Source organism: Rhodococcus sp. 2G (assembly GCF_001886355.1).
GTDB lineage: Bacteria > Actinomycetota > Actinomycetes > Mycobacteriales > Mycobacteriaceae > Rhodococcus > Rhodococcus pyridinivorans.
Genome location: NZ_CP018063.1, coordinates 1,640,895 through 1,652,773 on the forward strand (window position 1 = coordinate 1,640,895; position 11,879 = coordinate 1,652,773).

Here is an 11,879-nt window from a genome sequence, read left to right on the forward strand (position 1 = left end):
CCTCTCAAGGGAGGATGAAACCTATGGCAGCAGGATCGAAGCGGTACTCGGCTGAGTTGAAGCGAGACGCCGTGGACATGGTGGCCCAGTTGGTGGCCCACGGGTCGGCGGAGTGGCCGGCGATGCGCAAGACCGCAGATCTGTTGGGGGTGACCTCGGCGGAGACTGTCCGTCAGTGGGTTCGTAAGGCCCCGGCCGCTGATGCGGAAGGCGCCTCGAGGGCCGACAACGAGGAGATCCGCAGGCTCAAACAGGAGGTCGCCGAACTCAAACGGGCCAACGGCATCCTGAAAGCGGCGTCGGTTTTCTTCGCGGCCGAAATCGACCGGCCACACCGGTAATTGTGGACTTCATCCGCACCCACCAGGGACATCGGGTGGGTGCGGATGGTCTTATCTGGGGTGTCGATTCGATGTGCGCCGTGCTCTCTGAGCACGGCTGGCGCATCGCCCCGTCCACATACTACGACCACATCAACCGCGGGCCGAGCGCCCGTATGCTCGCTGACGCGCAGGTCATCGATGCGATCTTCATGCTCCGCAAGAACAAACCCCTGACCCGCGTTCTGGGCTCACGAAAGACATGGATAATGCTGCGCAGCAACGGATTAGATGTCGCCCGTTGCACGGTTGAACGGGTCATGCGGGAGATGGGATGGCACGGCGCGATCAAGAAGAAACGGGTGCGCACGACCATCCCTGACGCGGCGGCCAAGCGGCCGACGGATCTGGTCGACCGGCAGTTTTATGCCGCGGCACCCAACCGCCTGTGGGTGGCCGATTTCACCTACTGCCGCACCGAATCCGGTTGGGCGTACACAGCCTTCGTGACTGACGTGTTCGCCCGCAAGATCGTCGGCTGGAAGGTGGCCACGGAGATGACGGTGAACTTGGTGACCGATGCGATCAACAATGCGATCGACAACAGAAAACGTTGCGGGGTAGTCGATTTGAGCAAACTCGTCCATCATAGCGACGCCGGATCGCAGTATACTGCCATCGTGTTCGGGCAGCGATTGGCCGAGGAAGGGATCGCGGCCTCTATCGGCACCGTCGGGGACAGTTTCGACAATGCCCTGGCCGAATCGGTGAACTCGGACTACAAGAACGAACTGGTCGACAACCAGCCCCTGTTCCATGGAGCCACTGAGTTGTCGCTGGGCACCGCCGAATGGGTGGCGTTCTACAACCGAGAACGACCACACAGCTACTGCCACGACCTCACCCCCGACCGGGCAGAGCAACTCCACTACGATCGCATGCGCACCCTCAATCCGGAGGAAGCGCTCACACCATGAGCTCTCCGGAAACGCCGGGAGGGATCAACCTGGGGAATTACATGACCGCTGACACACGAGTACACCGAAGTGGTTCCGCGGGACGGCTGTGACGTGTATGAGTGTGGTGATCGTGGCCTTGTCGATGGGGGTTGGGCACGCTCGGGGTTGGGATGCGAGCCAGTGGAGTGCCTACGGAACGTGGTTCACCGGTTTCGCGACATTCGCCGCAGTTGTTGTCGCGCTCTGGCAGGCGAATCAGGCCCGAGCGCAGGCGAACGAGCTGTACCGTCGACAGACTCACTCCGCGGCGCTGGCCGTGCAACGCTCGGAACTGATGCTGCTGTGGCCGGTTCTGGACAAAGCGCACCTGGCGGCGCTCGAGTACCCCACTTCGTTCCGGCTTTCGGAAAGTGAGGCGCGAGCGACCGAACGAAGTGAGTGGCTGAGAATGCTGACGGAGTTGCGGCTCGCTCTGATCCCTCCCGGCGTTTCCGGAGAGCTCATGGTGTGAGCGCTTCCTCCGGATTGAGGGTGCGCATGCGATCGTAGTGGAGTTGCTCTGCCCGGTCGGGGGTGAGGTCGTGGCAGTAGCTGTGTGGTCGTTCTCGGTTGTAGAACGCCACCCATTCGGCGGTGCCCAGCGACAACTCAGTGGCTCCATGGAACAGGGGCTGGTTGTCGACCAGTTCGTTCTTGTAGTCCGAGTTCACCGATTCGGCCAGGGCATTGTCGAAACTGTCCCCGACGGTGCCGATAGAGGCCGCGATCCCTTCCTCGGCCAATCGCTGCCCGAACACGATGGCAGTATACTGCGATCCGGCGTCGCTATGATGGACGAGTTTGCTCAAATCGACTACCCCGCAACGTTTTCTGTTGTCGATCGCATTGTTGATCGCATCGGTCACCAAGTTCACCGTCATCTCCGTGGCCACCTTCCAGCCGACGATCTTGCGGGCGAACACGTCAGTCACGAAGGCTGTGTACGCCCAACCGGATTCGGTGCGGCAGTAGGTGAAATCGGCCACCCACAGGCGGTTGGGTGCCGCGGCATAAAACTGCCGGTCGACCAGATCCGTCGGCCGCTTGGCCGCCGCGTCAGGGATGGTCGTGCGCACCCGTTTCTTCTTGATCGCGCCGTGCCATCCCATCTCCCGCATGACCCGTTCAACCGTGCAACGGGCGACATCTAATCCGTTGCTGCGCAGCATTATCCATGTCTTTCGTGAGCCCAGAACGCGGGTCAGGGGTTTGTTCTTGCGGAGCATGAAGATCGCATCGATGACCTGCGCGTCAGCGAGCATACGGGCGCTCGGCCCGCGGTTGATGTGGTCGTAGTATGTGGACGGGGCGATGCGCCAGCCGTGCTCAGAGAGCACGGCGCACATCGAATCGACACCCCAGATAAGACCATCCGCACCCACCCGATGTCCCTGGTGGGTGCGGATGAAGTCCACAATTACCGGTGTGGCCGGTCGATTTCGGCCGCGAAGAAAACCGACGCCGCTTTCAGGATGCCGTTGGCCCGTTTGAGTTCGGCGACCTCCTGTTTGAGCCTGCGGATCTCCTCGTTGTCGGCCCTCGAGGCGCCTTCCGCATCAGCGGCCGGGGCCTTACGAACCCACTGACGGACAGTCTCCGCCGAGGTCACCCCCAACAGATCTGCGGTCTTGCGCATCGCCGGCCACTCCGCCGACCCGTGGGCCACCAACTGGGCCACCATGTCCACGGCGTCTCGCTTCAACTCAGCCGAGTACCGCTTCGATCCTGCTGCCATAGGTTTCATCCTCCCTTGAGAGGAGCCCTCCGGAAATCCCGGGAGGGATCACTCGCTCCCGAGCGCGTGTCTTTCTGTACGACGAAGAAGTTCTCCGGACGATCGATCATGTGGTGCAAGCGTTCGACCTATTCGACAATCACGTACGCGCGGAAGTGTCTGGGGAGCTTCAGTTTCAGGACGATGAAAGCAGAACGGCCGCCCGTGCTAGGCGCCTTCGGCATATCAATGCGTGCCGAACTGCTCTGCAGGAGATGGCGTCCGCGCGCCTTGCCGAATTTGCGTCACCCCGCGCTATTGCGAGGGGTGACGAGGGTCAAGCCCCAAGTAGTGGTGTAACTCGTTTCTGATCCTTCGTTGGATTTCTAGGCGGGCAACTCGATCAGTGGGTCGGTGATGGTCTCCGTTGTTGTGGTGGTGTCGGTGGTCAGGGTCAGTCGGCAGCGGCCCAGGACTTCGAGTCCGAGGTAGCGGCGGCCTTCGGCCCATTCGTCGGTCTGTTCGGCCAGGACGGCGCCGATGAGGCGGATGATGGCGTCGCGGTTGGGGAAGATGCCCACAACGTCGGTGCGGCGGCGAATTTCGCGGTTGAGCCGTTCGGTTATCCGGCCCTCAGGGATGAGATCAACCCTGATCTCACATCGAATCAGCGATCGAGACGCTGCAAGTGGTCGGTCAACGCCTCAGCGACACGATGATGCCGGGCAGCTTCATCGGGCCATCCACGGTCACGAGCATCGACCTCGAGAGCCTGGATGTCGGTGCGTTGCGCCTCGAGCGCGCCGCGGAACTCAGGTCCGGTGACGAAGTTGTCGCAGGTCTCGCAGATGTTGGCATAGGGACACGCACCCGCGCTCTCGTGACGGGAACAGTAACCGTGGGCAACACGCGTTTTGAGCATCTCACTGCCGAGCCAACTCACCGCGTCGGGGACGATCGGTTTGCCGACCGGAGTGAGCGTGAACCGCCGCCGCATCTTGCCCATCGCCTGGTCATAGGCATCCCGCAACGTCGGTGAAGCCAAAGTGGCGTAACGCAAAGTCATCTGCGGAGTGACATGCCCGAGCAACGCCATCAACGCCTGCAGGCTCATCCCGGCGTTGGCGAGTTCGGTGGCCCAAGTATGCCGCAGCTGATGCGGGGTCACCACCAACGGCGCACCCCCGGCCCCACGCAGTCCGCAAGCCTCGACGGCAGCGAGCAGACCGTTGCGCAGCCGGGTCTGGCTGAGACGGCGGCCGTGTGCGACGAACAGGAAATCGGTCAACTCTCCGGTGCGGGGATGCGGCAATGGCCGACAGATACCACGCCCGCCGGTCCACTCGTCCAACGCGGCGATAGTGGTCGCCGAGAGCGGGACCATGCGTTCGGTGGCGAGCTTGCCCAACGGAACCTTGAGCCAGGTCCCGGCCGGGCCGTAATCGATGACGCTGCCGAGCTCGAGATCCAGTAGCTCCCCGACCCGCAGACCGGCTCCGCGCAGCACCGTCAACCCGATACGAGCGAACGAATCATCCAGCTGGGAAACCGCATTCATCACCGCAGCATCGATGTCGGGCGGCAATGCCCGCGGAAGCGGTTGGTCGAGTTTCGGGACGTCGGCGGCGAAGACCAGACGGCGCGGTGGGGCCTGCTCCCAGCCCCATTCGGTGATGTCCTCGAGCAGGTTGCGCACGCTCAGTACCGTCGATTGGATCACGGCCTTGGAGATGATGCGCCCGGCCCCGGCAGCGGCGCGTTGCCCACGCCAGGTGCGGGTGCGATTCCAGACGAGGAAGCCCTCGATGTGACTGCGGTCGAGATCCTCGAGGGAGGTGACCTCGGGATGGTTGGTGGTGAGGTAGTCCGCGAACGGCAGCAGGTCGTTGATCAGCGATTCGGCCGATTTCGGGCGGAGCACCGATGCCCGGACGGTGACGTAACGCAACAGGGCCTCGCGGATCGGATCGGCCATCGGGGCGTCGGCGAAGCGTTGGGCGTAGGTGCGGGCCCACGGTCGGCGCCGTGGTGGGGTGTCGACGATGCGGGCCTGAAACAGCATTTGTCGCAGTCCCGCGATACGGTTGCGGTAGGCGCGTTTCGATGTATCCGGGATTGACTGTGTGGCAGCCAATGCGGCGTCGAACTCGCCGACGGTCTCGGCGCTCACACCGCTGACGGAACCGCCGTGCCAGGCGAGCAGCACCGCCAGGCACTCGCCGAGGACGGTCTCGACCCATTGCGGTGTCCACCCCAAAACCAGGCCGGCGGCCCGGACCGCGGCGAACCCGTCCGGGTCGCGGTCCTCGACGGCCCGGCCGAGTCCGGTGAGGTTCTTGACGGCCGCGAGTTCGAGGTCGAGCCGCAGGTTGCCGCGTCCGATGAGGTGACACAGCAGTGGCCAGGCCCCGGTGCGGCGTAGTTCGGCCAGCCGGTCGGCAGCGGGTCGGGTCATCCAGTCCCGCAAGTCCGGATGCGTGGTGAGGAAGGTGGTCGCGATGAGGGTGCGAGCGCGCACCGACCTGTCGCTGAGCCCGAGGCTGGCGACGTGCTCGAGGTAGTCGGTGAGCACCGCACCCGGTCCGGCCGGCAGGACGACCGTCGCAACCACCGCGGTGCTCATTGTCGTGTTCCGGCGAGACTGGCGCGGGCCGCGCCGTATTCGGCGGCGAGCTGCTCGACCGACAAATGCACATATTCGGCAGTGGTGTCCGGAGACACATGCCCCATCAATTCTCGCAGCACCATCAGATCGATTCCGGCGGCAGCGAGTTCGGTGCCGTAGGTGTGGCGCAATCGGTGCGGACGCACCCTCGTCGCACCGGAGAGGTCCCGGTGCCGCCGGAACAGCGACCGCAGTCCCGCCTCGGTCACCGGCGCCCCCGCGGTGGGGCCGCGCAGCACCACGAAACACTCCTCGGTCGCCAACCCCGGTGGCCGTTCGAGGCGCAGATAGGCCGACAGTTCGGTGAAGAACACCGCATCGACCGGCACCACCCGTTCCTTGCAGCCTTTGCCGAGCACCCGGAGTCGTCGCTGGCCGAAATCGACGTCTGCCAACCGCAGGGATCGCACCTCGGCGTTGCGCAGCCCGCCGAACAGCATCGCCCACAACATCGCTCGATCCCGATGGGTGCGCAGCGACGCCGCAAACTGCTCGATCGCGTCGGCGTCGAGGGACTCGGGCAGTAGCCGCGGTTGGCGTACCAGCCTGCCTCCGGCTCGGGGTCGGCCCGGCCCGAGGTGTCCGAGCAGTCCTCGCGCTGGTGGTCGCAGTCCCTGTCCGCGCCGCGGTGAGGGCACCGGATTTTCGGTGCGTATCCCGGTCATCACCAGGTATTCGAACAATGCGCGTATCGCCGCGACTCGTCGGTTGATCGTCGATGCCGCAGTGCCCCGATCACCTCGTGTCGCCATGCCTGGGCGGGGTTTGCGGTGCACGTTCTGCCAGTCGACCCACTCGAACACCGTCACCGGCGTCACCGCAGCCACCGTGAGGTCGCGATCGAGCAGGAATCGGGCCAGATTGAGCACGTCGAACGCATATGCCCGCACCGTTGCCGAACTGAATCCGCGTCCGGCCAGATGCGTCAGGAACGCGTTTGCTGCTGCGCATCCTTCCCATTGGCCGTCGATCACATGCCCGTTGCTGCTGATGCGCACCCGAACGGTCATTGTCCGCCGCCTTTCGATCGGAGCCGACACCGCCAGCATGCGCCTCAACCGGTCGTCGGCTCAGGACCTCACGCTGCAACCGTGATCGTGTCGTGGGAGGGCCGGTTAACCGATATGGGGTTGTTGGACCAGATCTGGCGCCACACGTCATCGGGGAAGCCGGTGAAGGCGAGCAGGTCCTCGCGGGCGTCGCCGAGGTGGTCGGCGACCTCGGGCAATCGGCCGTCGGTGTATTCGAGGAGCCGGTCGAACTGCTCGTGCACTGCGGTGGCGGTGGGCTGGTCATAGACGCTGTGCAGCATCGCTTTGACCGCCGGCCACATGGACTTGGGGCACACTGCCATGAGGTTGGCGGCGTAGTGTGCTTGTAAGGTAATAAAGTGTTGTTTTGTGATCCGAGTCCGGTCGGTGCGGTAGGGCGTTCGTGAGCGAGCTCGAGAGTCGGTTGCGGGAGCGGTTCGAGGTCTTGCTGCCGCATCTGAACGAGCGGCAGCGACGTTTGGCGTTGGCGACGGAGGCCCGGTCGTTGGGGCACGGCGGGGTGCGGGCGGTGGCCCGGGCAGCCGGTGTCAGCGAGACCACGGTCCGCAAGGGCGTATTCGAGCTCGAGGCCGGTGAGCAACCGACACCGACGGGTCGGGTCCGCCGTCCGGGTGGAGGCCGCAAGAGCGCGGACGCAATCGATCCGCGGCTGGTGCCTGCTTTGTTGTCGCTGGTCGAGCCGGACGAGCGTGGAGATCCGGAGTCGCCGTTGCGGTGGACAACCAAGTCGCTGCGGCACCTGGCCGAGGAGCTGACCCGGCAGGGTCACCCGGTGTCCGCACCGACGGTGGGGCGGTTGTTGCGGGACAACGGATTCAGTTTGCAGGCCAACGCCAAGACGTTGGAAGGTGAGCAGCACCCGGACCGGGATGTGCAGTTCCGCTACATCAACGAGCAGGTCAAGGTGCACCAAGAGGCGGGTGAGCCGGTGATCAGCGTCGATTCGAAGAAGAAGGAACAACTCGGCCAGCTGCCCGCCCCTGGCCGTGAGTGGCGACCGCACGGCGATCCGGTGCGGGTGGTCGATCACAGCTTCTTCACCGGACCGAATGTCGAACAGGCCATCCCGTACGGGGTTTACGACCTGACCACCGACGCCGGTTGGGTCAATGTCGGCGTCGACCACGACACCGCCGCGTTCGCGGTCGCCTCCATCCGCCGCTGGTGGCAGGCCCGCGGCGCCGCCGACTACCCCCGTGCGAGCCGGCTGCTGATCACCGCCGACGCCGGTGGCTCCAACAGCTACCGATACCGTTTGTGGAAGGCCGAATTGGCTGCACTGGCAGCCGAGACCGGATTGGCGATCACCGTCTGCCATTTCCCGCCCGGCACCTCGAAGTGGAATAAGATCGAGCACCGGTTGTTCTCCCAGATCACCATGAACTGGCGTGGCCGGCCGCTGACCAGCCACGAGGTCGTGGTCAAGACCATCGCCTCCACCCGCACCCGCACCGGGCTGCGCGTGGAGGCCGAACTGGACACCGGCGACTACCCGATCGGGATTTCGGTGGGTCGAGACGAGTTGCGCGCGTTACCCATCCACCCGCATGCCCAGTGCGGAACGTGGAACTACACCATCGAACCCACTCACGCCGACGCCGCTCCGGTTCCCGGCCGCGACCGAGAAGGCGAGCGTGCCGCGGCCGTCGCGATGCTCGCCGACCCCCGCCTGACCGGCATGACTCGCAAGGAGCTGGACGAACTCACCGCACGGCTGGCACCGGCGCAGGCCGCCCGCGCCGAGCAACGCCGCTGGCACCAACGCGGCGGTCGGCGCCGCCGGGCCCCGGGCGCCGGCAAGCGACGGTTGCTCTCGGACGCCGCGGCCCTGCTGATCACCATCGTGTACCTGCGGCAGGTCTGCTCCCAGCGGGTGCTCTCGGAACTGCTCGGGGTCAATCCGAACTCCATCGGCGAAATCATCGCCGAAACGCGGATGCTGCTCGACGAACACGGCCACCGCGTCACCCCGATGATCGGGCTGCGCTTGAGCACCGCCGCCGACCTCGCGGGATTTCTCCGTGATGACCCGGCCTCCGTCCCCGCACCGAATCGGCTGCTCCCCGAAGCATTGTCGCATCCGGCTCTGACCGGCATGAGTCGCCGGCAACTGGACGAACTCGTCGAACGCCTCGCCGTTCGGCAAGCCGCCATGGTCGAACGACGCCGCTACGCCCAACGCGGCGGCGAACGGATGCCCGGGGGCCGCGGCGGAATCTTCCTTCAGAAGATCACCGATGCCGAACGTGTCCTGGCCACTGTGTTGCACCTGCGGCGCCTGTGCACCCGCGCTGTCCTGGCCGAGCTGTTCCAGGTCAGCCCCCGCACCATCGGCAATGCGCTGCTCGACGTGCGGCCACTGCTCGAACAGGACGGCTACACCCCGCTGCCGGCACCCATCCGCTACCGCACCGCCGCCGCCCTGCTCGCCGCGATACCACAGCAAGAGGGCGACACACCCGAATCGACACATTAATTCCTTACAGTCACAGTGGGTGCGGCAGCGCTGCCATACCGCGCCGGGCAGGTTCGCTGCGATCGCTTCGATGAGCCCGGCATGAGCATCGGAGGTCACCAGACGTACCCCGCCCAGGCCGCGGGCGACCAGGTCAGCGAAGAAGGTGTTCCAGGAGGCTTTGGTTTCGGCGGTGGTCACTTGCATGCCGAGTACTTCGCGGTGGCCGTCGCCGTTGACGCCGGTGGCCAGCAGTACGACGGCTTTGACGACCTGCTTGTTCTCACGGACCTTGATCGTCAGGGCGTCGGCGGTGACAAAGGTGAACGGTCCGGCTTCGTCGAGGCGGCGATGGCGGAATGCGGCGACCTGCTCGTCGAGATCAGTGGCCATGCGTGCGACCTGCGACTTCGACAGTGAGTCGATGCCGAGTGTCTTGACCAGTTTGTCCATCCGGCGGGTCGATACACCGGCCAGGTAGCAGTCGGCCACGACGGTGATCAGCGCGGACTCGGCCCGCTTGCGACGTTCGAGGAGCCACTCGGGAAAGTAGCTGCCCGAGCGCAGCTTCGGAATGGCGACGTCGACGGTGCCGACCCGGGTGTCGAGGGGGCGGTGACGGTAACCGTTGCGGCGGTTGGTGCGTTCGGCAGATCGTGCGTTCCATTCGGCACCGCACACGGCGTCGGCATCGGCCGAGAGCAGGGCGTTGATCATGGTCTGTAGCAGTTCGCGCATCAGATCCGGTGACGCGTCTGCGAGGGCTTGGCCAAGAAGGCCGGCAGGGTCGACAATGTGGGGTGCGGTCATCGCGATGACTCCTCGAGGATTCTTTAGACGGTTGACTCGAAGGATCACGCGGTGGCCGCTCTATGTCCGTGAGCGACACGGAGTCGGTAACGAACTCGGCCACCGAGTTACACCACTCTATGGGGCACTACTGTGACGAGTGGACTCTGTGAGTCTTCGTGCGACGTTCCTTCAGTGCTACGGAGCGGATCGCTGGGCATCAGAGCTCGTCGCTATCCGAACGGAACGGTTCCGTGTGCGCCGCTACCTCCGTCGCCGCCATTCGCTGATCCGTCACCGATGACGAGACCGCCTGCGCCGCCTCCTCCTCCGCCCCCTCCGGGCCAACCGCCGTCGCCGCCCCTCCCCCCGTTGGCAGTGCCGCTTCCGGCGACGGAACCTCCGTTTCCACCCGGCCCGCCCTGTCCGCCGACATACGGATTCCAGTACCCCGGATCGGTACCGCGGTGGTTCGGTCCCTTCTCCCAATAGCCGTACATCTCACGGACGTTCTTCTTGAATCGGCTGTAGTCCTCGTCGAGTTCCGACAATTGGTTGGCAGTGACGCTCGACTGAATCGCTGTGCGGTACCAAGCCAGGAGAGCTGCTCCGAGAATGACCCCGAGTCCGATGATCGCGACGGTGGACCACCTGCGGCCCTCCATGGTGAACCCTGTGATCGTGCAGGCCGCGGCAGTTGCAGATACTGCGGCGGTGAGAGCCTTGCCCCCGTTCTTCCACATCTGGCTGACGACCTGCCGGGCAGGAGTGTAATGGACGGGCTCGGTCACCGTGGGCTCCGATCGATGCATTTGTGCCTGTGGATTGGGTGCTTCTGCATAAGGGTAAAGATCACGGCAGACATGGGGCTCGGATGTCTGCTCGCGACGATGTGCGGCAGTTGTACAACTGCACCGCGAGGGGTGGTCCGAGATAACCATGGAATATCTGAACTAGTTCTGATGTAATGGCTGTATGAGCAAGTCGACAGCTACCGCTACGTTCTCCGAATTCTTGAGAGCACCGAAAGAAGTCCTGGGCGTTCTGGACAACGCAGGGGAAGTGGTGCTCACGCGACGCAATGCGCCTGCGTTGCGGTTGACTGAGGAATCCGCGAGCCGGACAGAACTGGACACCCTCGGAGTGGTCGGGCAACTCTTCGCCGCGTCCCTCGACGAGGCGGCACTCGAGCGCATTGCCGCGCGTCTCTCTGTTGTGTTGCCGTGGGTCGGTCTACTGCCGAAGGTCCTGCAAGGGGAGTTCGTCGCCGAGTTCCAGGACACAGCACGAGCGTGCATCGCGGTGGCCCGCTTCGACCGGCTGGCGATCCTGCTCGAAGCATGGAAGGCGACCGCCGAGGCGTACGCAGATCCCAACCTCACCGCAAATGGTTCGGATCTGGAATACCTGGATGCCGCCGAGATGGTCGCACGCCCGGATCGCTCCGCGTGAGCAAAAGAGGGGAAGCGGTTGCTCGTCCGATCAAGCGCGTCGAGTGGCAACTGGTGTTTGCCACACGTGACGCTCAGAAAGGCTGGACCGACCTGTTGGCGACGGCCCGCAACGCCACCGTCGATGCGTGGGACACTCTCACACGGGAGCCGACGGTGCAGACCCCGCGGCTCTACCAGCTGAAGGGTGAGTACGCCTACGGAACGTACGGCGGACGGAACTTCGCCCGCTACCAGTACAAAGTCACCGATGGTGGGCGCATCTGGTTCTTCCTCGATCCGGCCCCCAAGGGCGACAAGATCGCCGGCCGAGTGCTGCTCGAACGATGCGAGCCGGGGCATCCGAAGGAGACCGATTGAGCGCACGGCACGCCCGAGCCGGGCGGGATCAGTAACGCCGCTGTTCTTTGGCAGGATGAACCCCGCAGCGACCTC

At 64.7% G+C, this 11,879-nt stretch carries 9 protein-coding genes and 3 pseudogenes; 5 read left to right on the forward strand and 7 right to left on the reverse strand.

Annotated elements, in window-relative coordinates; genetic code table 11:
• Positions 1-23 precede the first annotated feature (23 nt).
• Both BO226_RS07675 and BO226_RS07680 read left to right on the forward strand, forming a co-directional pair.
• Positions 24-1,297 (forward strand): IS3 family transposase gene (locus BO226_RS07675; RefSeq protein ID WP_156354424.1). Its coding sequence is split into 2 segments (ribosomal slippage): positions 24-303 and positions 303-1,297, totalling 1,275 coding nucleotides; the frame shifts between segments, so codons are not numbered across the junction.
• A gap of 97 nt (positions 1,298-1,394) precedes the next feature.
• Positions 1,395-1,790 (forward strand): hypothetical protein, encoded by a 396-nt coding sequence (locus BO226_RS07680; protein WP_156895131.1) that lies wholly within the window; start codon positions 1,395-1,397, stop codon positions 1,788-1,790.
• Here the strand turns inward: BO226_RS07680 and BO226_RS07685 are convergent.
• The 5 genes and pseudogenes from BO226_RS07685 to BO226_RS07710 all read right to left on the reverse strand — a co-directional run.
• A protein-coding gene (locus BO226_RS07685) for an IS3 family transposase (protein WP_156354424.1) occupies positions 1,780-3,053 on the reverse strand; the annotation gives its coding sequence in 2 pieces (ribosomal slippage) (positions 1,780-2,774 and positions 2,774-3,053; 1,275 coding nt in all). The two genes, BO226_RS07680 and BO226_RS07685, sit on opposite strands and share 11 nt — an antisense overlap.
• Before the next feature lie 365 nt (positions 3,054-3,418).
• A pseudogene (locus tag BO226_RS07695) lies at positions 3,419-3,652 on the reverse strand (transposase); the annotation flags it as partial.
• A gap of 47 nt (positions 3,653-3,699) precedes the next feature.
• Complete coding sequence (locus BO226_RS07700) at positions 3,700-5,655, reverse strand: tyrosine-type recombinase/integrase (protein ID WP_064257806.1); 1,956 nt, start codon at positions 5,653-5,655, stop codon at positions 3,700-3,702.
• The gene (locus BO226_RS07705; RefSeq protein ID WP_064257805.1) at positions 5,652-6,707 is read right to left on the reverse strand and encodes a tyrosine-type recombinase/integrase; all 1,056 of its coding nucleotides are present in this window, start codon (positions 6,705-6,707) and stop codon (positions 5,652-5,654) included. The genes BO226_RS07700 and BO226_RS07705 overlap by 4 nt, the downstream gene beginning before the upstream one ends.
• Positions 6,708-6,775: 68 nt before the next feature.
• Positions 6,776-7,075: pseudogene (locus tag BO226_RS07710) on the reverse strand (transposase); the annotation flags it as partial.
• A 56-nt stretch (positions 7,076-7,131) separates the two neighbouring features.
• On the opposite strand from BO226_RS07710, the gene BO226_RS07715 reads away from it, so the two are divergent.
• Entirely contained in the window at positions 7,132-9,225 is a 2,094-nt protein-coding gene (locus BO226_RS07715) for an ISAzo13 family transposase (RefSeq protein ID WP_071934929.1), read from the forward strand.
• Positions 9,226-9,240: 15 nt separating this feature from the next.
• Here BO226_RS07715 and BO226_RS07720 read toward each other — a convergent pair.
• Positions 9,241-10,014: pseudogene (locus BO226_RS07720) on the reverse strand (IS256 family transposase); the annotation flags it as partial.
• Positions 10,015-10,226: 212 nt separating this feature from the next.
• Positions 10,227-10,784 carry a hypothetical protein gene (locus BO226_RS07725; RefSeq protein ID WP_071934930.1) on the reverse strand — a complete coding sequence of 186 codons (558 nt, stop codon included), beginning with the start codon at positions 10,782-10,784 and terminating at the stop codon, positions 10,227-10,229.
• A gap of 184 nt (positions 10,785-10,968) precedes the next feature.
• Between BO226_RS07725 and BO226_RS07730 the strand changes: the two genes are divergently transcribed.
• Both BO226_RS07730 and BO226_RS07735 read left to right on the forward strand, forming a co-directional pair.
• Positions 10,969-11,445, forward strand: coding sequence for a hypothetical protein (locus BO226_RS07730; protein WP_071934931.1), 477 nt, complete (start codon positions 10,969-10,971; stop codon positions 11,443-11,445).
• 53 nt (positions 11,446-11,498) lie between these two features.
• The gene (locus BO226_RS07735; protein ID WP_232238074.1) at positions 11,499-11,804 is read left to right on the forward strand and encodes a hypothetical protein; all 306 of its coding nucleotides are present in this window, start codon (positions 11,499-11,501) and stop codon (positions 11,802-11,804) included.
• The last annotated feature ends 75 nt before the right edge of the window (positions 11,805-11,879 follow it).

What these genes read in the sequence shown, in the direction of transcription:
- BO226_RS07680 (WP_156895131.1), top strand. Translation starts at nt 1,395, where the DNA reads ATGAGTGTGGTGATCGTGGCCTTGTCGATGGGGGTTGGGCACGCTCGG.
- BO226_RS07700 (WP_064257806.1), bottom strand. Translation starts at nt 5,655, where the DNA reads ATGAGCACCGCGGTGGTTGCGACGGTCGTCCTGCCGGCCGGACCGGGT.
- BO226_RS07705 (WP_064257805.1), bottom strand. Translation starts at nt 6,707, where the DNA reads ATGACCGTTCGGGTGCGCATCAGCAGCAACGGGCATGTGATCGACGGC.
- BO226_RS07730 (WP_071934931.1), top strand. Translation starts at nt 10,969, where the DNA reads ATGAGCAAGTCGACAGCTACCGCTACGTTCTCCGAATTCTTGAGAGCA.